Below are 21,236 nucleotides of genomic sequence, written 5' to 3' on the forward strand. Positions count from 1 at the left end.
TGGTGCGCAAGGGATCGATGGGGGCGCACCGCCCGTAGGGCGCGGTTCGGTGGAACCGGTCCTTTCGGGCTTTCAAACCGAGGTTAGGGAAATCACAATGAATTGTGAAGACCCTGGAAGAGCCCCATAAATCAGTGAATGAAGACTCGGTTACCAACCGGTATGGGAGCGTTCGGAACCGCTAGAATATTCGGCTCCGTTATGACTCCGTTGCCAAAACTGCTATGAACCGGAGCGCGGCCGCGCCGCCAGCGGCGCGGCCTATCGGCAAGCGGTGCAGGGCATTCGCCCTACTCCGCGAGCTCCATCCAGCGCTCCTCGATCTCGTCGCGCTCCGTTTCGAAAGCCGTGACCTGGTCCTGCAGTTCGCCCAGCTTCGCCGGGTCCGTCGCGTGCTCGGCCATGTCCGCGTACAGGCCCGCGATCTTCTCCTCGACCTTCGCCAGGCGCCGCTCGAGCTTCGACAGCTCCTTCTGCGTCGCCCGGTCGTCCGCCGCCGACGACTTCGGAGCGGCTGCGGTCGTGCTCTTCGCCTGCGGCGCAGCGGACTTGTCCGCCCGGCGCTCCAGGTACTCCTCGATCCCGCGCGGCAGGTGCCGCAGCCGGCGGTCGCCCAGCAGCGCCCACTGCTCGTCGGCGACCCGCTCGGTGAAGTACCGGTCGTGGCTCACCACGACCATCGTGCCCGCCCAGTCGTCGAGCAGGTCCTCCAGCTGCGTCAGCGTCTCGATGTCGAGGTCGTTCGTGGGCTCGTCGAGGAACAGCACGTTCGGCTCGGCCATGAGCAGCCGCGCGAGCTGCAGGCGGCGGCGCTGCCCGCCCGAGAGGTCGCGCACGAAGGTGCGCTGGCGGCCGCCGACGAAACCGAGGCGCTCGCCGAGCTGCCCGGCCGACATCTCCTTCTTGCCCAGCTGGACCCGCTTGGCGACGTTCTCGATCGCCTCGAGCACCCGCCAGGACCCGTCGAGGTCCTCCATGTGCTGGGTGAGCCACGCGAGCTTCACGGTGCGGCCGACCTTGACGCGGCCCGCCGCGGGCTGCTCGTCGTGCAACGCGTTCGCGAGGGTGCGCAGCAGCGAGGTCTTGCCCGCGCCGTTGACGCCGAGCAGGCCGATCCGTTTGCCCGGGCCCAGGATCCAGTCGAGGCCTTCGAGGAGGACCTGGTCGCCGGCCTTGACGGTGACGTTCTCCGCCTCGAACACGGTCTTGCCGAGGCGGCCGGTCGCGAAGCTCACCAGTTCGGCGGTGTCGCGCGGCGGCGGCTCGTTCGCGATGAGCTCGTTCGCGGCGTCGACGCGGAACTTCGCCTTCCCGGTGCGCGCCTTGGCGCCCCGGCGCAGCCACGCGAGCTCCTTGCGCATGAGGTTCTGGCGCTTCTCCTCGGCGACGTTCGCCTGGCGCTCGCGCTCGGCGCGGGCGAGGACGTAGGCGGAGTAGCCGCCGTCGTATTCGAAGACGTTGCCGCGCTGCACGTCCCAGATGCGGTCGCAGATCTCGTCGAGGAACCACCGGTCGTGGGTGACGGTGATGATCGCCGCGCGCGTGGCGTTGAGGTAGGCGGCGAGCCAGGCGATGCCCTCGATGTCGAGGTGGTTGGTGGGCTCGTCGAGGAGGAGCAGGTCGGCGTCGGCGGAGAGGACGCGGGCGAGGTCGACGCGGCGGCGCTCGCCGCCGGAGAGCACGCCGATCGGCGAGTCGAGGCCTTCGGGGAGGACGGGCGCGTCGAGGCCGCCGAAGAGGCCGGTGAGAATCTCGCGGACGCGCGGGTCGGAGGCCCATTCGTGGGCGTCGGCGTTGCCGAACAGCTCGTCGCGGGCGGTGGCGTCGTCGCGGAGCGTGTCGGTCTGGCCGAGCACGGCGATGCGGGTGCCGCCGGTGTGCACGACCCGGCCCGAGTCGGGCTCGTCCGTGCGGGCGATGAGTTTGAGCAGCGTCGACTTCCCGTCGCCGTTGCGGCCGACGACGCCGACGCGCTGACCTGCGGCGATGCCGAGGGAGACCGCGTCGAGGACCACCTGGTCGGGGTAGGCCTTGGAGACGGTTTCGAGGTTGACGAGATTGGGCGCTGACACGAGTGACAAGCCTACCTGCGGTCGCGCGGCGGTGCCGAAGCGCTTGCCCGGGCTGTGGACCGGGGATTGCGAGCGCTTGCTGCATCCGCTATGGTGTCGTGAAACAGTCATCATGACGTCATGAATGGATTCATATGACACCCCCGAATGCCACCGACCGGCGGTTCGAGACCGGGCGGGCCGTGCTCGCCGTCGCCCGGCTCCTGCCGCAGATCAGCCGCCCGCGCACCGCCCTCTTCATCGCCACCACCGTGCTCGTGGCGGCCCTGCCGCTCGCGATGACCGTCGCCACCGGCCTCCTCATCGGCGCCGTCCCGGCCGCCGCCGAGGCCGGGCCCGGCTCGCCCGAAGCCCGCGACGCCTACCTCCTGCTCGCCGCCGGCGTCACCGCCCTGCTGCTCGGCCGGCTCGTCGACAACGTCCACCGCGCCAACGCCGTCAACCTCGGCCGCGAACTCGAACTGCTCCTGCAGGACCGGCTCGTCGCCGCCGTCGCCCGCCCCGCCGGGATCGCGCACCTCGAGGACGACGGCGTGCTCGCGCTCCTGCGCATCGCCCGCCAGCTCGGCGCCGACTTCATCCGCCCCGAGCGCGCCGTCCGCGGCCTCGCCGCCATCGCGCCCGAGTTCCTCGCCGCCGCCGGCGCCTCGATCGTCTTGTGCACCTTCAACCTCTGGATCGGCCTCGCCTGGCTCGTCGCCTGGCCCGCGATCTTCCTCGCCATGCAGCGCGAGTACACGCGCGTCGGCCTGACCGCGTACATGCGCTCCACCGAGATGCGCGAGAGCGAGTACGTGCGCGACCTCGCCATGGACGCCCGGCCCGCCAAGGAGATCCGCGTCTGGGGCCTCATGGGCTGGCTCCTCGACCGCTACGACCGCCAGTGGGCCGACCGCCTGGACCACTCGAACCGGTTCCAGCGCATGCGCGTCCGCACCGCCGTCGGCGTCATCGGCGCCCTCGGCGCGCTCACCGCCGCCACCGGACTGCTCCTGGCGCAGGCCGGGCTCTCCGGGGCCGTCGGGTTCGCCGCGCTCTCGGTGTACCTGGTCGCGATGACCGGCATGTTCAAATTCACCGCGTTCGACGACGTGGCCGCGTTCCTCGCGCTCGGCTCGCTCCCGGTGCCGAAGGTCCTCGCCCTCGAATCCGAGCTCGCCGCCGACGAACGCCCCGTCACCACCGAGCTCCCGGCCGAAGCCCCGGCCCGGTCGGTGCGGTTCGAGCAGGTCGCCTTCGCCTACCCCGGCGCCTCGCGGCCCGTCATCGAAGGGCTCGACCTCGAGATCGAGGCCGGCACTTCCCTTGCGGTCGTGGGACACAACGGCGCGGGCAAGACCAGCCTCGTCAAACTCCTCGCCGGCCTCTACGAGCCCACCGGGGGGCGCATCACCGTGGACGGCACCGACCTCGCCGGGGTCGACCCGGCGGCCTGGCGCACCCGCCTCTCGGCCCTCTTCCAGGACTTCACCCGCTACCAGCTGACGGTGCGCGACAACATCGCCCTCGGCGCCCCGCACCTCGCGGGCGACACCGACCGGATCTGGAAGGCCTGCGAGCCCATGGGCATCCGCGCCCTCATCGACTCGCTCCCCAATGGACTCGACACGGTCCTGTCGAGCGAGTACGAGGGCGGCACCGACCTCTCCGGCGGCCAGTGGCAGCGGATCGCCCTGGCCCGCGCGCTCTTCGCCGTCCAGGCCGGCGCGAAGATCCTCATCCTCGACGAGCCCGCCGCCGCCCTCGACGTGCGCGCCGAAGCCGAGCTCTACGAGCAGTTCCTCGACATCACCGCCGGTCTCACGACCATCGTCATCTCGCACCGCTTCTCCACGGTGCGCCGCGCCGACCGCATCGTCGTCCTCGACGGCGGCCGCGTCGTCGAAGACGGCTCCCACGACGAGCTGATGGCCCTCGGCGCACGCTACGCCGAAGCTTTCACCCTCCAAGCCAACCGCCTCGCCCGCACCCCCCACGCCTAGGAGACTCCATGAAGGACACGATCGCGACCCGCCTGCGCGGCCTCGGCAGCGGCCTCGCCGTCGGCTGGCGCTCCCACCCGCGCGCCGTCAACACCCTCATCGGCCTCGGCATGCTCCAGGCCGCCCTCATGCCGCTCCTCGTCTACCTCTCCAAGGTCGTCATCGACGCCGTCCAGCACGGCCACGAGCAGCAGGCCTGGCTCGCCGCGGCCGGACTCGCGGTCGGCATCGCCCTGGTCTGGACGATCGTCTTCGTCTACGTCAAGTTCGTCTTCATCGTCCTCGACCACACCAACCGCGCCGCCGACCGCGAACTCATGGTCCTCATGGGCACCCCGCCCGGCCTCGACCACCACGAGCGGCCCGACTACCTCGACGAGGTGCAGCACATCCGCGAGGACCGGGGGCTCCTCTCAGGCGGCGTCAACCAACTGGCGCAATGGATCCGCGCGGTGATCACGATCCTCGTCGGCGGCGCGCTGCTCTTCCAGGTCCACCCGCTGCTGCTCGTCTTCCCGCTCTTCGCCCTGGTGGCCATGGCGATCTCGCACAAGGCCGGGATGATCGAGGACAAGGTCCACGCCGCCACGAGCGAACCCGAACGCAAGCGCCGCCACCTCTTCGAGGTCGCGACCCTCGCCGAGTCCGGCAAGGAACTGCGCATCTTCGGCGCCGCCGCGGCCGTCGCCGAACGCCACCACGAGACCGGCGCCGCCGTCGTGGCCGAACGCAACCGGGGCCAGTGGCAGGGCGCCCGCCTCGCCACCGGCGAAGGCCTCCTCTCCGCGGCCGGCATGGCCTCCGGGATCGGCATCGTCCTCTACCTCGCGATCCGCGGCCAGGCCACCGCCGGCGACGTCGTGCTGCTGGTCGGCCTCATCGGCATGGTCGCCGGGGCCGCCGCGAACGTCGCGTTCCAGTCGATGTTCCTCGCGCGCTTGGCCAAACTCGGCGAACGCGTCACCTGGCTGCGCGACTACGCCGCGAAGACCGGCGGCCCGACGGAACCGGCCGAGGTCCCCGCCCGCCTCACTGCCGGCATCACCCTCGAAGGCGTCACCTTCGCCTACCCCGAGTCGAAGCGGACGTCCCTCGACGACGTCCAGCTCCATCTCCCGGCCGGCAAGGTTGTCGCCCTCGTCGGCGAGAACGGCGCGGGCAAGACCACTCTCGTCAAACTTCTGTCCGGTTTCTACCAGCCGACCGCCGGTCGCATCAAAGTCGACGACTGCGAACTGACCGATTTCGCCGTCGACGCTTGGCGCGAACGCATTGGCGCGACCTTCCAGGACTTCACCCGCTTCGAGTTCACCGCCCGCGAGACCATCGGCATCGGCGACCTCAAGGGCGGCTTCGACGACGCCTCCGTGCGCGCCGCCATGACCCGCGCCGGCGCCGAAGACGTAATCGACGACCTCCCAGGCGGCCTCGACACCCGCCTCGGCGTGCGCTGGGACGACGGCACCGACCTCTCCGGCGGCCAATGGCAGAAGCTCGCCATCGGCCGCGGCCGCATGCGCACCGACCCGCTCCTCGTCCTCTTCGACGAACCCACCGCCGCCCTCGACCCCCAGACCGAGCACGCCCTCTTCGAACGCTTCGCCGAGGAAGTCCACGCCGGCCGCCAGCGCGGCACCGTGACCGTCCTTGTCTCCCACCGCTTTTCGACGGTGTCGATGGCGGACCTCATCATCGTCCTGGAGGAGGGCCGCGTCGCCGAATCCGGCACCCACGACGAACTCATGGCCAAGAACGGCGCCTACGCCGAGCTGTACTCCCTGCAGAGCTCCGCCTACCGATAGGATGCGAGGCGCCCTGGCCGCGAGGCCAGGGCGTTCCTCTGCCTCATTCGAAAGCCCCTCAATGGATCACGACCCTGACGCCGAAGCGCGCCATGACCCGGTCATCTATGTCGAGCCCGCGCCGTTCGAGCCCGGGGTGGGCGAGAGCCTGGAGGACAGGGCGCGCGCTCGCGACACTGCCCTCATTGCGCCCGCCCCTGCTCTCCGGTGTCCGCATCGGGTGAACTGGTGGGATTTGAAGACTGCCAACCGGATCGCGTTCGTGCTCGTGGTGCTGCCGATCTGGGCGGCGGCGGTGATGGCCATGGCCGGCCTGCCGTTCGGGATCGCGCTGAGCCTGCTGGGCTGGCTCCAGGAGGACCTGCTCGGGTTCTTGATCGGCGTGGCCCTCTTGGCCATCGGCGGGCTGCTGCTTTCCGGTGTGGTGGTGTGCCATCGGGTCTGGCGTCGTCTGCACCGGCCCGGCCTCCTCGTCTGCGCGCTCAACACGTTCGCGCCGCCGCTGGTGCTGGCGTTCGTGGGGTACATGGTCCTGGAGGGGGCGTGGCCGTGGCTGGTGCTGTTCGTGGTGCCGCCGGTCGCGCCGATGATCGTGCTCTGGTGGTTCCGCTCGGTGCTGTATTCGGGTGCGACCTGCGTGGGTCATCAGTGGCTGCCGCCGAGGATCGCGGGGATGCTCAGAGGCTGACGCGCATGGTCGACGGTTTCACTCGGTCGATGCGGCGGGTTGCCCTGTCCGCCTGACGCGATGATGGTCGGGGGCCAGTGCTGCCGAGGCCTTGTCGAAGGCCGGGGGATGCGCCCAGGCGGTGATGGATCCGAAGGACACCTCCATCGCCTCGGGATTCAGTCCGAAGAAGGCGATGTCCGAGCCGGTGAACGAGCCGCGGTCGAACACCAGGTTGGCGCGGTTGACGAACCGGCAGCTGTCGAAGCGGACTTTCCCTCCGGAGAACACGGATGCGGCGAACGAGATGCGCCGGTGGTGGAACCTGGTGCGGTTGAAGTTCAGGAAGCCCGCCGCGACGGTCAGTTCGCTGAAGTCGGCTTCGCTGTCGAATTCGGCGGCGTCGAAGAGGACGCGGCCGCCGGAGTAGTGCGAGCGTTTGAAGCTGACGGGGCCGTGGAAGACGGCTCCGACGAAACCGACTGAGCCGCGCGGGAAACGCGTGTACTCGAAGGAGGCCGTCCCGAGGAACAGTGTCCCGTCGAAGTTCCCCTCGTCGATGGTCGCTCCGGTGAAGTCGAATGCGCATTCGTGCCAGGTCCGGCCGGGGATCGGCTTGAGTCGGAGCCGTTCAGTGATGACCGCGAGGACGGTTTTGCGGACGAGCCGTTCTTCCAGGACCGTCCGGAACTCCTCCATCCCGGTGGCCTCGCGTTCAGCGCGCGGTGGAGGGGATTCGTACGGCATGCGCATGTACGCGCAGAGGACGTTGACGCAGGTCTGCCGTCCGGCTTCCCATTCGTCGGCGAGGGCGGCCATCGCGTAGACCCCGGCGAGCCGGTTGGCGGCGCGCTCCGATGCGAGCTGGTCGGCCGCGGCGGCGAAGCGCTCGTTGAAGAGCTTGGCCCGTTCGCCTTCGGCCTCGGCCTCGTTGAGGCGCTGCTTCCGGTAGGCGACGGTCAAGGCGATCACGCCGCCGATCCCGGCCACCGCATAGAAGGCGAGTCGGATGACCTCGAGGATGATCTGGTCGGTCGGCGCGCCGCTCAGCGGCGAGGTCCGGTCGCTGGTGAGCAGCCACAGCAGGCCCGCCAGTACCGCCAATGCGGCGGCGACCATGAGCAGGACATGCGCCGCCAGCGGCAGTTGCCTGCGGGAGCGGGGGCGAGCACGATCAGGGGTCACTGTCTGGTTGTACCAGAGTTTCGGCGGTGGCGAGTGCTGCGCAGACGGCGAAGGGCCGCAGGCGAACCCGCCTGCGGCCCCTGAACTGCTGTTGCTATGCGCGGTTGTAGGCGCTCGCGACCGCTCGCATCGTGGCCAGGACGATGTTCGGGTGCACGCCTGCGCCCCAGACGGTCCGGCCGTCGATGGCGCACTCCACATACGACGCGGCCTGGGCGTGCTGGCCGGCTGACAGGGCGTGTTCGGCGTAGTCCAGGACCTCGACGTTGACGCCGACCGCGGACAGGGCGTCGGTGAAGGCGGAGAGCGGGCCGTTGCCGGTGCCGGAGATCTTCTGCTCGACGCCGTTCAGGACGATGTGGGCGTCCAGGGTCAGCGTCTCTCCGGTGTAGACGGTGGTGTGGTCCTCGACGACCAGGCGCGGCGTGGGCTGGTACTCGGGGTGGTACTCGCGGCGGAAGATCTCGTGGATCTGCTGCGTCGAGACCTCCTTGCCGGAGGCGTCGGTGTGGCGCTGGATGGCGCCGCTGAACTCGATCTGCATGCGGCGCGGCAGGTCGAAGCCGTACTCGCTCTGCATGACGTAGGCGACGCCGCCCTTGCCGGACTGGGAGTTGACGCGGATGACGGCCTCGTAGTTGCGGCCGACGTCCTTGGGGTCGATGGGCAGGTACGGTACGCCCCAAGTGAACTCGTCGACGGGGACGCCCGCGGCGGCCGCGTCGGCCTCCAGGTGGGCGAAGCCCTTCTTGATGGCGTCCTGGTGCGAGCCGGAGAACGCCGTGTAGACCAGGTCGCCGGCGTACGGGTGCCGCTCGGGCACGGGCAGCTGGTTGCAGTACTCGACGGCGCGCTTGATCTCGTCGATGTTGGAGAAGTCGATGCCCGGGTCGACGCCCTGGCTGAACAGGTTGAGGCCCAGGGTGACCAGGCAGACGTTGCCGGTGCGCTCGCCGTTGCCGAACAGGCAGCCCTCGACGCGGTCGGCGCCGGCCTGCATGGCCAGTTCGGCGGCGGCGACGCCGGTGCCGCGGTCGTTGTGGGGGTGGACCGACAGGATCAGGGACTCGCGGTTCGGCAGGTTGCGGTGCATCCACTCGATCGAGTCGGCGTACACGTTCGGGGTGGCCATCTCGACGGTGGCGGGCAGGTTCACGATCAGGGGCCAGTCCGGGGTGGGCTGGATGACCTCGGCGACCTTCGCGCAGACCTCGACGGCGTAGTCCAGTTCGGTGCCGGTGTAGGACTCGGGGGAGTACTCGTAGCGGATCGCGGTGTCGGGGGTGTGGATCTCGCGGTACTTCAGGCACAGCCGCGCGCCCTGCGTGGCGATGTCGGTGATGCCGTCCTTGTCCAGGCCGAACACGACGCGGCGCTGCAGCGTCGAGGTCGAGTTGTAGAAGTGGACGATGGCCTGCTTGGCGCCGCGCAGGCTCTCGAAGGTCCGCTCGATCAGGTGCTCGCGGCACTGGGTCAGGACCTGGATGGTGACGTCGTCGGGGATGAGGTCCTGCTCGATCAGCTGCCGCACGAAGTCGAAGTCGGTCTGCGACGCGGAGGGGAAGCCGACCTCGATCTCCTTGTAGCCCATGTCGACCAGCAGCTGGAACATCTTCTTCTTGCGGTCGGGGGTCATCGGGTCGATGAGCGCCTGGTTGCCGTCGCGCAGGTCCACCGCGCACCAGGTCGGGGCGGTCTCGGTGACCTTGTCCGGCCAGGTGCGGTCGGGCAGGTCGACCTTGAACTGGGAGTGGTAGGGCTGGTAGCGCTTGACGCGGTCCGCGAAGGCCGAACCGGTGGAAGACGTGGAAGTCACGGATGCTCCTGAAGAATGTCGCTGGTGGTCTGAAGCCGTAGTCGCCTGAGCCAGCCGGCATGCGAAAACCCGCGACGAGGAGCCGACCTAGTTGGCCCCGCCGCGGCAGCTAAGGAGCATCGAGTACCGCATGACCCCGAGAGCGTACACCGGCGGCGCGTCTCCGGTCGACTTCGACGCCCGCATGTTGGGACGGGTGCGTGGGGCGGCGCCGCGTCGCCGCGCCGCCCCCACCGGCCCGGCTACGGGTGGATCAGCAGGTCGTCGACCGCGAGGCGGGCGCGCGGGGCCCGGTCGGGGCCCGCGACGGCGTCGTCCAGGTCGGCCGGGTCGCCCGGCTCGCCGATCGCGACCACCGTGGTCGGCACGAGCGGCGCCTCCAGCCCGAACTCGGCGGCCAGCGCGGCGGCGTCGAAGCCGCCCATCTGGCGGACGGTGAGCCCTTCGGCGGCGGCCTGGAACGTCAGGTGCGCGATGGCCTGCCCGAGGTCGTAGGCGGCGTGCGAGAGGGGGCCGCGCGCGTTGGCGTCGGTGCGGACGGCCACGAGGAGCGCGGAGGCGTTGGCGGCCCAGTCGCGGTTGCCGGGGTTGAGGGTCTCGAGGACGCGCTTGAACTCGCCGGTGTCGCGGCGGGCGAGGAGGAACCGCCACGGCTGCGTGTTGCCGGCGCTGGGGGCCCAGCGGGCGGCTTCGAGGAGGGCTGCGACCTGCGGTTCGGTGAGGTCGATGCCGGGGGCGAAGGCGCGGGTGGAGTGGCGGGCGGCGAGCAGCGGGTGGATCGGGACCGCGGTCTGGGCGTGGCGGTCGGTCGGTGCGGTCATGCGCGTTCCTTCGTTGCTGGTCTCGCGCGGCGCGGCCGGTGTCCCGGCGGGCGCGTCGGCTGTCGGTGACGGGGGTGCCGTCGTGGTAGCGGCGTCGTCGCTCGCCATCGTTCATGGTGCCACGGAACGGGAGCGGAACGCCTGCTCGTGTCGCCTTCCTTACTCTCGTTCACTCCGCGGGAGCGGGTTCGGGCGATGGCGTTGGTGTCGGTGTGGCGGCCGGGTCCGGTGGGGGCGTCGCGGACGGGTCGATGCTCGGGCTCGGTTCGACGGGGGCCTTGCGGCTCAGCGGTTCGGCGTCGCTGAGGTCGCCGGGGAGTTCGACGGTGGCGACGGCTTCGGCGGGCGGGGCGGCGAGTTCGAGGGTGCCGAAGCCGCCGCTCTGGACGGACAGGATCGTGCCGGCCTCGTCGAGGCACCATTCGCCGGGCGGGATGGGCGGGTCGACCGCGATCGTGTTGCGGGTGAGGGTGAAGCAGTCGCCGTCCTGGGTGATGACGAACGGCAGGTGCCGGTCGAGGAGCTGCGGGAGCCATTCGACGAACGGGAGCTGCACCTTCGGGTCGTAGTCCTTGGGGATCTCGCCGGTGATGCCGGCGATGCGCACGCACCGGCCGGCCGCGCATTGGAAGAACCCGCCGGTGGTCCAGGCGACGGTGACGTCGATCGTGCCGTCGTGCGCCCAGCTGGGGACGTCCACGCGCCAGGTGCCGTCCGCGGCGGCCCACACGGTGACGGTGCCGCCTTCGGACCACGCGTACTCGGCGGTGAAGGTCTCGTCGAGGGCGAGGCTGACGCGGCCGATGAGGGTCGCCTGGGCGCTGGCGCGCCGGGGCGACTGCTCGGGTTCGTCGACGGCGGTGGCGGTGCCGCAGCCCGCCAGGAGCGCCGTGAGCGTGAGGGCCGCCACTGCCTTGCCCGTCCATGTCCATGCCACCGCCCGATTCTCTGTCCCACCACCCAGAACGACCTGGCGACACACCGGTATGCGCAGCTAAGGTGAGGTGGCCGTCCCCGACCGGACGGCTTCGAGTGACCTGAGACACAGCGAGTGAGGTGAAATCCGTGGCGCTAGTCGTGCAGAAGTACGGCGGTTCATCGGTGGAGAATGCCGAACGCGTCAAGCGCGTCGCCGAACGAGTGGTCGCGACGCGAAAGCGCGGCGACGACGTGGTCGTCGTCGTCTCCGCCATGGGTGACACCACCGACGAGCTGCTGGACCTCGCGGCCCAGGTCTCGCCGGTGCCGGAGCCCCGGGAACTCGACATGCTGCTGACCGCCGGCGAGCGCATCTCCATGGCGCTCCTGGCGATGGCGATCAACAACCTCGGCTTCCAGGCCCGGTCGTTCACCGGCTCGCAGGCCGGCATGATCACCACCGCCGCGCACGGCGTCGCCCGCATCATCGACGTCACCCCCGGGCGCATCCGCTCCTCGCTCGACGAGGGGTTCATCACCATCGTCGCCGGGTTCCAGGGCGTCAGCCAGGACACCAAGGACATCACCACGCTCGGCCGCGGCGGCTCGGACACGACCGCCGTCGCGCTCGCCGCAGCGCTGGAAGCCGACGTCTGCGAGATCTACTCCGACGTCGACGGCGTCTTCACCGCCGACCCGCGGATCGTGCCGAACGCGCAGAAGCTCGATTCGATCACCTTCGAGGAGATGCTGGAGATGGCGGCTTCGGGCGCCAAGATCCTGCACCTGCGCAGCGTGGAATACGCCCGCCGCTACGGGATGCCGCTGCACGTCCGTTCGTCGTACTCGACCAAGACCGGCACGATGGTGTCGGGTTACATGGAGGAGCTGCCCGTGGAGCAAGCACTCATCAGCGGCGTCGCGCACGACCGCTCCGAGGCCAAGATCACCGTCACCAGCGTCCCGGACAAGCCCGGCGCCGCCGCCTCGATCTTCCAGGTGATCGCCGACGCCGAGATCGACATCGACATGATCGTCCAGAACGTGTCGACCGCCGGCAACGGCCACACCGACATCTCGTTCACCCTGCCCAAGGAGTCCGGGCCGAAGGCGACCGAGCAGCTCAAGAAGCACCAGGACGCCATCGGCTTCGCCAAGCTCATCTACGATGAGAACATCGGCAAGATCTCGCTCATCGGCGCCGGCATGCGCTCGCACCCGGGCGTCACCGCGAACTTCTGCCAGGCGCTCGCCGACGCCGGCGTGAACATCGAGATCATCTCGACCTCGGAGATCCGCATCTCCGTGGTCTGCCGCGACACCGACCTCGACGCGGCGGTGCGCGCGGTCCACGACAAGTTCGAACTCGGCGGCGCCGAAGAGGCCGTCGTCTACGCGGGAACGGGGCGGTAACCATGGCGCGCAAGCTGAACGTCGCCATCGTCGGCGCGACCGGCGTGGTCGGATCGATCATGCGCCGGCTCATCGCCGAAGAGCGCGGCAACTGGGGCGAGGTGCGCCTCGTCGCCTCCGCCCGCTCCGCCGGCAAGATCCTGTCGGTGGGCGATGAGCAGATCGAAGTGCAGGCCATCGGCGCCGACGTCTTCGACGGCATCGACATCGCGCACTTCGACCTCCCCGACGAGGTCAGCGCCGAATGGGTTCCCGTCGCCGCCGCCAAGGGCGTCGTCGTCATCGACAAGTCCGGGTACTTCCGCATGGACCCGGACGTGCCCCTGGTCGTCCGGGAGGCCAACCCGGAGGCCGCCGCCGTGCGCCCCAAGGGGATCATCGCGAACGCCAACTGCACCACCCTCGCGCTCATCCCCTCGCTCGCGGCCCTGAACGAGGCGTTCGGGCTCGTCTCCATGTCCGTGGCCTCCTACCAGGCCGCGTCCGGCTCGGGCAAGGAAGGCCTCGAGGCCCTCTACGCCCAGATGCAGAAGATCGCCGGGATCGACGGGGTCGGCACCGCCGGCAACGACCTGCGGCTCGTGCTCGGCGAGGAGTTCAACACGCCGTTCGGGGCGCCCCTGGCGCTCAACGTCGTGCCGAAGGTCGGCGGCTGGAAGGACGACGGCTGGACCTCCGAGGAGCTCAAGGTCCGCAACGAGTCGCGCAAGATCCTCGGCCTGCCCGACCTCAAGGTCGCCTCGACCTGCGTGCGTGTGCCCGTGGCCGTCGGCCACTCGCAGGTCGTGCACGCCACCTTCGAACGCGAAGTGACCGTCGCCGACGCCCACCGCGTGCTCGCCGCCGCCGACGGCGTCGACCTCGTCGACGACCCGGCCAACATGGTCTTCCCCATGCCGATCGACTCGGCCGGCAAGAGCGGCACCCAGATCGGGCGCGTGCGCCAGTCGATCGACTTCCCGAACTCCCTCGAGTTCTTCGTCGTCGCCGACAACCTCATGAAGGGCGCCGCACTCAACTCGATCGAGACCGCGGACCTCGTCCGCCGCGAACTCGAAGCGCAGCGCTAGCCAACGACGAGACGGGCGGCCCGGGAGCACATCCCGGGCCGCCCGTCTCGTCGTCTCGCCTACGCGTCGCGCTTCTTGAACAAGGTCCAGGCCGCGGCGATGACAACCGCCGCGAAGACCGCGAACACCGCGCCCGAACCCCAGCGGCCGAAGTAGTCGAAGTCGGGCATGCCCGGCCCCGTCATCGCCGTCAAGTCCACCGCCATCAGCCTCGCCCCCGACGAGAACGGCAGGAACCTCACCACCGGCACCAGCCAGTCCGCCGCGGGCAGGAACGACAGCCCGAAGATCAGGTTCTCGATGATCAGCGGCGCCAGGAAGATCACCACCAGCGCCGACGGCACGCCCCGGAACAGCAGGCCCAGACCGAGACCCGTCAACGTGTAGATCAGCGTGTACACCACGTAGCCGATCAGCGCCGACCGCAGCGGGTCCTCGAACAGGCCTGGCACGTCGCCCCAGAAGATCAGCAGCGTCAACGCGTTCAGCGCCAGCGACAGCACCGTCACCGCCACCGTCACCCCCGAGACCACCAGGATCTTCGCCAGGATCAGCCGCGACCGCTGCGGCAGCGCCGTCAGCGTCGGCTGGATCGTCCCGTGCCGGTACTCGTGCCCGGTCGCGAAGATCCCGATGATCGCCATGAACACCGCCAGGAACGGGATCCCGAACGCCGCACCGCCGTTGAGCCCGGCCGCGGCCGTCGTCTGGTCCAGCGGCTGGTCCGACACCGCGAACCCGGCGATCACCGGAATCGCCAGCGCGGCGAGCACGCCGATCCCCGAAAGCCAGTACGTGGACCGCAGCGTCGTCAGGCGCGTCCACTCGTAACGAAGGGCGTCAAGCATGGTCGGCACCGCCGGTCGAGGTCGAAGAGGCATGGGTCGAAGGGGCGGACGCGGCGGGGACCGCGGCGAGCGGCTCGGCCGCCACGAACTCCTCGGCAGCGCCCGTCGCGGACATGAACGCCTCCTCCAGCGAGGCGCTGCGCGTGGACAGCTCGGCGAGCTCCACGTGCTCGGTGAAGGCCAGGTGCCCGACCGCGCCGATCTCCATGCCGGAGACCACGAGCTCGCCGTCCTTGCCCTGCGCGACCTGGGCGCCCGCGCCCTCGAGCGCGGTCGTGAACGCCGCCGCGCTCGGGCTGCGCACGACCACCGTGGACTGGGTGAACTCGCGCACGAACTGGTCCACGACGCCGTTGAACAGCATCGTGCCGCGGCCGATCACCACCAGCTCGTCGGCCATCAGCTGCATCTCCGACAGCAGGTGGCTCGAGACGAAGATGGTGCGGCCCTCGGCGGCCAGGTGCTTGAGCATGTCGCGCATCCAGTGGATGCCGTGCGGGTCGAGGCCGTTCGTCGGCTCGTCCAGCAGCAGGATCCCCGGGTCGCCGAGCAGCGCCTGCGCGAGCCCGAGCCGCTGGGCCATGCCCAGCGAGTAGCCCTTGGGCTTCTTGCGCTTGACGGTGGCGAGGCCGACGAGCTCCATGACCTCGTCCACCCGCTTGTCGCCGATGCCGTTGGCGCTGGCGAGCATCCGCAGGTGGTTGCGGGCGGAGCGGGTGGGGTGGAACGGCTTCGCCTCGAGGAGGGTGCCGACCTTGTTCATCGGGCGGCGGATGTCGGTGAACGACTCGCCGTCGAAGAGGGTCTCGCCCTCGCCGTGGTCGAGGCCGAGCATCAGCCGCATGGTGGTGGACTTTCCGGACCCGTTGGGGCCCAGGAAGCCGGTGACGACGCCGGGCCGGACGTCGAACGACAGGTGGTCGACCGCGACGGTCTTCCGGTATCGCTTGTACAAGCCCTTCGCAGTGATCATCAGGCTCCAATCGGACTGAGGGGTACGCGGGCGGCGGGCGGGACGGGGTCCCGAGGAACGCGGTCAGTCTATGAGGACGGAGCCTTCGCGCGCACCGGCTCGCGGACGGAGATCCGCCTCCTGCCAGGGGAGGAGCACGGGGGCGGGGACAGTACCGGGGTACTACGGGCACGCCGGACACCGGTTGATTTGCGAATTTCGAGCCCCCGGTCAACAACCCTGCCGCAGGGGTACGACGGTTCCGGGGGTGAACGGCTGGGGCCGTGAGGGACGACACGGGCGGTGCGGGCCGGACACGCGGGCCGGGGCGGGGTTCGGGCGTGGCCAGGTTGTTTAGACTTGTCGGGTGAGCCTGCGACTGTACGACACCGGTACCCGATCCGTTCGCGACTTCCAGCCCCGGAAGCCCGGCGAAGTCGGCGTGTACCTGTGCGGGCTCACCGTCCAGGGGCCGCCCCACATCGGGCACCTCCGCGGCGGCGTCGCCTACGACATGCTCATCCGCTGGCTGCGCCGCACCGGCTACAACGTCACGTACGTCCGGAACGTCACCGACATCGACGACAAGATCCTCGTCCGCGGCGAGGAGCAGGGCCGCCCGTGGTGGTCCATCGCGTACGAGAACGAGCGCAAGCTCAGCCGCGACTACGCCGCCCTCAACGTCGAGCCGCCCACGTACGAGCCGCGCGCCACCGGGCACATCACCGAGATCATCGACCTCATCTCGGAGCTCGTCGAGCGCGGCCACGCCTACGCCACCGAGTCCGGCAACGTCTGGTTCTCCGTGTCCTCCTGGGCCGACTACGGCGAGCTCTCCAACCGCCGCCCCGAGGACATGCTCTCCAGTCCCGACACCGGCGACAAGCGCGACTCCCGCGACTTCGGCCTCTGGAAGGCCCACAAGCCCGGCGAGCCCGAGGACGCCGCCTGGACCTCCCCGTGGGGCCGCGGCCGCCCCGGCTGGCACATCGAGTGCTCCGCGATGGCCCGCCGCTACCTCGGCGACGGGTTCGACATCCACGGGGGCGCGACCGACCTCATGTTCCCCCACCACGAGAACGAGCTCGCCCAGTCGCGCGGCGCGGGCCTCGACTTCACGAACTTCTGGATCCACGGCGGCCTGCTCAACCTCTCCGGCACCAAGATGAGCAAGTCGCTCGGGAACACGCTCAGCGTCGCCTCGCTCGGCGAGAAGGGCTTCCGCCCCGCCGACATCCGCTACTACCTCACCACCGGGCACTACCGCTCTCCGCTCGAGTTCTCCGAGGACCTCCTCGCCGAGGCCAAGACCGGCTGGGAGCGGCTGTCGAACTTCGTGCACCGCGCCGCCGAATCGCTCGGCGCCGAGGCGACCATCGGCGGCGGGCTGAGCCCCGACTTCGTCAACGCCATGGATGACGACTTGAACACACCCGCGGCCATCGCCGCGATCCACGACATGGCCCGCGAGGGGAACACCGCCCTCGATTCGGGGAATGACACGGCCGCGACCAGCAGCGCGGGCGGCGTCCGAGCTATGCTCGACCAGCTCGGCCTCGACCCGCTCGACCCGCACTGGGAAGACCCGGGGGACGCGAAGCTCCACGGCGCTGTCGACGCGCTGGTGAAGCTCGCGCTCGAACAGCGCGCCGAGGCCAGGGCCCGCAAGGACTACGCGGCTGCCGACCGCATCCGCGACGAGCTCGCGCACGCCGGCATCACCGTCAAGGACACCCCTCGCGGTCCCGTGTGGACAGTCGACTAGGCGCGAGCCCGAACACGACCGGCGGCGGTGCGACCGCCCGGACCGGAACGGTGCGGGCCGAGCCGCCGCGAGCAACCGACGAAGACCTGGGGAACCGAGACCGATGAGCAGCAAGGGTGGACACCCGAACCGCCGCAAGACCTCCAAAGCCGGACCGAAGATCGGCTCCGGCGGCGGCAAGAAGGGCCTGGCCGGCAAGGGGCGCACCCTCAAAGCCGAGGACCGTCCCTGGCACAAGGAGTACACGGGCGACGACAAGCCCCGCAAGACCCAGTGGAAGCAGGCCAAGGAGCGCGCCAAGGCCGCCTCCGAGGGCCGCACCAGCAACATCGGCCGGTCCAGGCCCGCCGGGTCCCAGACCCGCCGCCGCGACGACGAGCCCGAGCTCATCCTCGGCCGCAACCCCGTGCTCGAGGCCCTGCGCGCGAAGGTCCCGGCCACCGCCCTCTACGTGGCGTTCGGCACCGAGCTCGACGACCGCGTCGCCGAGTCCGTGCGCCTCGCCGGCAACCGCGACCTCCCCATCAAGGAGCTCGCCCGCCGCGACCTCGACCGCCGCACCAACAACGCCCTCCACCAGGGCATCGGCCTCCAGATCGAGCCGTACCAGTACGCCGAGTTCGAGGACCTCCTCGAGATCAGCCGCACCTCCGGGACCGCGCCGCTGCTCGTCGCCCTCGACGGCGTCACCGACCCCCGCAACCTCGGCGCGATCATCCGCTCCACCGCGGCGTTCGGCGGGCACGGGCTCATAATCCCGTCCAAGCGCGCCGCCTCCGTGACGGCCGTCGCCTGGCGCACCAGCGCGGGCGCCGCCGCGCGGCTCCCCGTCGCCAAGGTCGTCAACCTCACCCGCACCATCCAGGCCTGCCAGCAGGCCGGGTTCATGACCGTCGCCCTCGACGGCGGCGGCGACGTCGACGTCTTCGACCTGCCCGTCGCGACCGACCCGCTCCTCATCGTCGTCGGCGATGAAGGCAAGGGCGTCTCCCGGCTCGTCGCCGAGACCTGCGACCACCGCGCCGGCATCCCGATCTCCAGCGAGGTCGAGTCGCTCAACGCCTCCGTCGCCGCCTCTGTCGCCCTCGCCGAAGTCCAGCGCCAGCGCCGCTGAGACCCGCCCGCGCGGGGACGCCGCGACCGACCACAAACGGTCATCCCGTGACCGCGCGATTCGCCGCGCCGGACTAACCTGGAACGACCCTGCACCAAAGGGGAGTCCACCGACCCCCGGCGGCCGCAGGGTGCCCGGAAACACCCCCTAGCGCCCCCGGAGCTGCGACCACATGCCGGCTGAATACCTCCTGAGCGTCGACCTCGGCACCTCCCACACCGTGGCGGTGCTGGTGTGGCCCGACGGCCGCACCCGGCCGCTGCTGTTCGACGGCTCCCCGGTCATGCCCTCGGCCGTGTTCCTCGACCCCGGCGGGATCATCCACACTGGACGCGACGCCGAGCGGCTCGCGCTGACCGCGCCCGAGCGGTTCGAACCGAACCCCAAGCAGCGCATCGCCGACGGCACCATGCTCCTCGGCGACCGCGACGTGCCCGTCGCGGCCGCGCTCGCCGCGATCCTCGGCCGCGTCGCCCGCACCGCCGTGGAATCGGTCGGGCACCTGCCGAACACGGTCCTCACCTGCCCGGCGGCGTGGAGCGAGCAGCGCCGCGCCACCCTGCACGACGCGGCCGCGAAGGCCGGGTACCGGCCGGTCAAGATCCTCACCGAACCCGTCGCGGCCGCGCACTACTACACGTCGCGCCTCTCCCACCCGATGCGCCCGGGCCAGGCGCTCGCGGTGTTCGACTTCGGCGGCGGCACGCTCGACATCGCCGTCCTCGAGCGCCGCCCGGACGGCTCGTTCGGCGTGCTCGCCGACGGCGGCCTGCCCGACTTGGGCGGCCTCGACTTCGACGCGGCGCTCGTCGCGCACATCGGCGAGACGGTGAAGCAGCGCGACCCCGACATCTGGAAGCGGCTCGAGAACCCCAGCGGCGCCAGCGAAATGCGCAACCGCCGCGAACTGTGGGAGGAGGTGCGCGCGGCGAAGGAGATGCTCTCGCGCTCCTCGGTCGCGCCGGTGACGGTGCCCGACATGGCCCAGTCCCTGCACCTCACCCGCGGCGAGCTCGACCAGCTGTCGCGGCCGCTGCTGTCGCGCGCGGTCGGCGAGACGCAGCGGGTCCTCGGCCTCACCGGCCGCCGCCCCGACCAGCTCGCGGGGCTCTTCCTCGTGGGCGGCTCGAGCCGGATGCCCATGGTGTCCAAGATGCTCCACGAAGCGCTCGGCTTCGCCCCCACCGTCCTCGAGCAGCCCGAACTGCCCGTCAGCGAGGGCGCCGCGCTCGCGTTCGCGAGCCCCGCGCCGGTGACGCCTCCGGTGCAGGTGCCGCCGACCCCGCCGCAGTCGCCCACGGCCCCGCACGCGATGTCATCGCCGCCGCTGCGGTCGGGCAGCCTGCCGCCCGTCACGCCGGGCACGGACGAGACGGTCACCCTGCGCCGCGGCGAGCCCGAACCCCCCAGGCGGAAGATCCCTCCGAAGTGGATCGCGATCGCGGCCGCCGTGGTGGTCCTCGCGATCGTGCTCCCCATCGGCTGGTGGTGGCTCACCAACCCGTACAAGCAGCAGCCCTTCGACGACGAGCTCGCGCCGGTCGGCGACGTCACCGCGTTCGCCGCCGAGCCGAACGACGGCATCTACCAGGTGCGCGCCTGGGACGACCGGGCGCTGTTCGCCTACACGACCGCATCGACGGACCCGAGTGGCGAGGAGCTGCACCTGCGCGCCCTCGACACCGGCTCCGGCGAACCGCTCTGGGACCAGGACGTGGTCGTCACCGGCGGCGGCTGGGACGGCAACTTCTACGTCTCCGAAGACCTCATCGCCTTCTCGCAGGAGGTCGCGACCGGCGAGTACCGGTACCACTTCCTCGACTGGAAGACCGGCGACACCCGCAACACCGTCGACAGCACCGACGGCACGGCCGCCCGCTCGGGCGACCTCCTCGTCCTGGCCCCCCTGGGCGGCAACACGTTCAACGTGTACGACGGCGACGGCGAGAAGGTCGCCGGCTGGAAGCTGGGCAACGTCGACGAAGGCGTCACGGTGTCGAAATGGGACCTCGTGGGCACGCCCGACGACCTCGAGGAGCCGTCGATGCGCGCCAACGGCAACGGCCGCGTCTGGGCGGTCACGAGCGACAACGTCGTGCACGTCTACGACCTCGAGTCCGGGGAGACCGTGGCCGAGAAGGAGATCGAGACCGTCGACGACCTGTACTACGGCTGGGACAACCTGCTGTACGTCGCGGTCGACAAGGAGACCGGCTACGACCTCAACGTGTACGACATCGACGACGAGCTCAAGGCGTTCGACAGTGAGTTCGTGGAGTCCGACACGCCCGCGCCCGACCAGGTGAAGGCCTGCGGCGAGGCGCTGGTGTGCGTGCGGGAGCCGGTCGAGTCCGCGACGGACGTCTACACCTGGCGGATCTACAACCCCGACAAGGAGAAGGTCGTCCACGTCTTCGACGACCGCGAGTACCGCAACATCACGCCGCTGGGCAACCGTCTCATGGTGGAGCACTACGAGGGCGACGACGTGCGCACCTGGATCTACGACCAGGGCTTCGACCAGGTCAACAACGACGTGGGCGACAACGACTTCGAGGCGATCGACGGCGGCAGCGCCCTCACCTGGCCCGCGTCCTCCGGGTTCAGCGTCAGCACCGGCAACGTGATCGGCCTCGGCCGCGACGGCACCCGCACCGCCCTGCGCACCGAACTCGAGGTCTTCACCTGCGACGCGAGCGAGACCCGCCTGTCGTGCCTCACACTGGAAGGCATGCAGGTCTTCTCGTTCCGGGACGCCTGAAAACCGGGGCCGCGCAGGGATCGCCGCGGCCCCGGCCGTCTCACCTGCGC

At 70.4% G+C, this 21,236-nt stretch carries 15 protein-coding genes; 8 read left to right on the forward strand and 7 right to left on the reverse strand.

All coding sequences use genetic code 11. The features are described 5' to 3' along the window. Positions 1-290: 290 nt before the first annotated feature. Entirely contained in the window at positions 291-2,072 is a 1,782-nt protein-coding gene (locus J5V16_RS20460; RefSeq protein WP_307793029.1) for an ABC-F family ATP-binding cassette domain-containing protein, read from the reverse strand. A 134-nt stretch (positions 2,073-2,206) separates the two neighbouring features. Here J5V16_RS20460 and J5V16_RS20465 point away from each other — a divergent pair, with 134 nt between their 5' ends. The 3 genes from J5V16_RS20465 to J5V16_RS20475 all read left to right on the forward strand — a co-directional run bounded on the left by J5V16_RS20465 (position 2,207) and on the right by J5V16_RS20475 (position 6,544). After that, positions 2,207-4,054, forward strand: a complete 1,848-nt coding sequence (locus J5V16_RS20465; protein ID WP_208498835.1) for an ABC transporter ATP-binding protein — start codon at positions 2,207-2,209, stop codon at positions 4,052-4,054. Between the two features lie 8 nt (positions 4,055-4,062). Beyond that, positions 4,063-5,856: an ABC transporter ATP-binding protein gene (locus J5V16_RS20470; RefSeq protein ID WP_208498836.1), complete on the forward strand. Its 1,794-nt coding sequence runs from the start codon at positions 4,063-4,065 to the stop codon at positions 5,854-5,856. Positions 5,857-5,917: 61 nt separating this feature from the next. Next, positions 5,918-6,544 (forward strand): hypothetical protein, encoded by a 627-nt coding sequence (locus J5V16_RS20475; protein ID WP_208498837.1) that lies wholly within the window; start codon positions 5,918-5,920, stop codon positions 6,542-6,544. Between the two features lie 18 nt (positions 6,545-6,562). Here the strand turns inward: J5V16_RS20475 and J5V16_RS20480 are convergent, their stop codons facing one another. The 4 genes from J5V16_RS20480 to J5V16_RS20495 all read right to left on the reverse strand — a co-directional run bounded on the left by J5V16_RS20480 (position 6,563) and on the right by J5V16_RS20495 (position 11,282). Next, a complete protein-coding gene (locus J5V16_RS20480) occupies positions 6,563-7,708 on the reverse strand; it encodes a pentapeptide repeat-containing protein (RefSeq protein ID WP_208498838.1) in 1,146 nt (381 codons plus the stop codon). Between the two features lie 94 nt (positions 7,709-7,802). Next, positions 7,803-9,524: a 2-isopropylmalate synthase gene (gene leuA / locus J5V16_RS20485; RefSeq protein WP_307793030.1), complete on the reverse strand. Its 1,722-nt coding sequence runs from the start codon at positions 9,522-9,524 to the stop codon at positions 7,803-7,805. A gap of 242 nt (positions 9,525-9,766) precedes the next feature. Then, positions 9,767-10,345 (reverse strand): nitroreductase family protein, encoded by a 579-nt coding sequence (locus J5V16_RS20490; protein WP_208498839.1) that lies wholly within the window; start codon positions 10,343-10,345, stop codon positions 9,767-9,769. A 169-nt stretch (positions 10,346-10,514) separates the two neighbouring features. Further along, positions 10,515-11,282 (reverse strand): hypothetical protein, encoded by a 768-nt coding sequence (locus J5V16_RS20495; RefSeq protein ID WP_208498840.1) that lies wholly within the window; start codon positions 11,280-11,282, stop codon positions 10,515-10,517. A 128-nt stretch (positions 11,283-11,410) separates the two neighbouring features. Here J5V16_RS20495 and J5V16_RS20500 point away from each other — a divergent pair, with 128 nt between their 5' ends. Next, complete coding sequence (locus J5V16_RS20500; RefSeq protein WP_208498841.1) at positions 11,411-12,676, forward strand: aspartate kinase; 1,266 nt, start codon at positions 11,411-11,413, stop codon at positions 12,674-12,676. Between the two features lie 2 nt (positions 12,677-12,678). Beyond that, positions 12,679-13,746, forward strand: coding sequence for an aspartate-semialdehyde dehydrogenase (locus tag J5V16_RS20505; protein WP_208498842.1), 1,068 nt, complete (start codon positions 12,679-12,681; stop codon positions 13,744-13,746). A 59-nt stretch (positions 13,747-13,805) separates the two neighbouring features. Here the strand turns inward: J5V16_RS20505 and J5V16_RS20510 are convergent, their stop codons facing one another. After that, entirely contained in the window at positions 13,806-14,519 is a 714-nt protein-coding gene (locus tag J5V16_RS20510; RefSeq protein WP_208498843.1) for an ABC transporter permease, read from the reverse strand. Between the two features lie 67 nt (positions 14,520-14,586). Further along, positions 14,587-15,567 carry an ATP-binding cassette domain-containing protein gene (locus tag J5V16_RS20515; RefSeq protein ID WP_208498844.1) on the reverse strand — a complete coding sequence of 327 codons (981 nt, stop codon included), beginning with the start codon at positions 15,565-15,567 and terminating at the stop codon, positions 14,587-14,589. Positions 15,568-15,913: 346 nt separating this feature from the next. Here J5V16_RS20515 and cysS point away from each other — a divergent pair, with 346 nt between their 5' ends. The 3 genes from cysS (at position 15,914) to J5V16_RS20530 (ending at position 21,186) form a co-directional block, all read left to right on the forward strand. Continuing rightward, entirely contained in the window at positions 15,914-17,311 is a 1,398-nt protein-coding gene (gene cysS / locus J5V16_RS20520) for a cysteine--tRNA ligase (protein WP_208498845.1), read from the forward strand. 103 nt (positions 17,312-17,414) lie between these two features. Continuing rightward, a complete protein-coding gene (rlmB, locus tag J5V16_RS20525; protein WP_208498846.1) occupies positions 17,415-18,425 on the forward strand; it encodes a 23S rRNA (guanosine(2251)-2'-O)-methyltransferase RlmB in 1,011 nt (336 codons plus the stop codon). A gap of 172 nt (positions 18,426-18,597) precedes the next feature. Beyond that, complete coding sequence (locus J5V16_RS20530) at positions 18,598-21,186, forward strand: Hsp70 family protein (RefSeq protein WP_208498847.1); 2,589 nt, start codon at positions 18,598-18,600, stop codon at positions 21,184-21,186. The last annotated feature ends 50 nt before the right edge of the window (positions 21,187-21,236 follow it).

Origin of the sequence: Glycomyces niveus (assembly GCF_017592475.1) — a bacterium.
Taxonomy (GTDB): domain Bacteria; phylum Actinomycetota; class Actinomycetes; order Mycobacteriales; family Micromonosporaceae; genus Glycomyces; species Glycomyces niveus.

What these genes read in the sequence shown, in the direction of transcription:
- J5V16_RS20465 (WP_208498835.1), top strand. Translation starts at nt 2,207, where the DNA reads ATGACACCCCCGAATGCCACCGACCGGCGGTTCGAGACCGGGCGGGCC.
- J5V16_RS20470 (WP_208498836.1), top strand. Translation starts at nt 4,063, where the DNA reads ATGAAGGACACGATCGCGACCCGCCTGCGCGGCCTCGGCAGCGGCCTC.
- J5V16_RS20475 (WP_208498837.1), top strand. Translation starts at nt 5,918, where the DNA reads ATGGATCACGACCCTGACGCCGAAGCGCGCCATGACCCGGTCATCTAT.
- J5V16_RS20490 (WP_208498839.1), bottom strand. Translation starts at nt 10,345, where the DNA reads ATGACCGCACCGACCGACCGCCACGCCCAGACCGCGGTCCCGATCCAC.
- J5V16_RS20505 (WP_208498842.1), top strand. Translation starts at nt 12,679, where the DNA reads ATGGCGCGCAAGCTGAACGTCGCCATCGTCGGCGCGACCGGCGTGGTC.
- J5V16_RS20515 (WP_208498844.1), bottom strand. Translation starts at nt 15,567, where the DNA reads ATGATCACTGCGAAGGGCTTGTACAAGCGATACCGGAAGACCGTCGCG.
- rlmB (WP_208498846.1), top strand. Translation starts at nt 17,415, where the DNA reads ATGAGCAGCAAGGGTGGACACCCGAACCGCCGCAAGACCTCCAAAGCC.
- J5V16_RS20530 (WP_208498847.1), top strand. Translation starts at nt 18,598, where the DNA reads ATGCCGGCTGAATACCTCCTGAGCGTCGACCTCGGCACCTCCCACACC.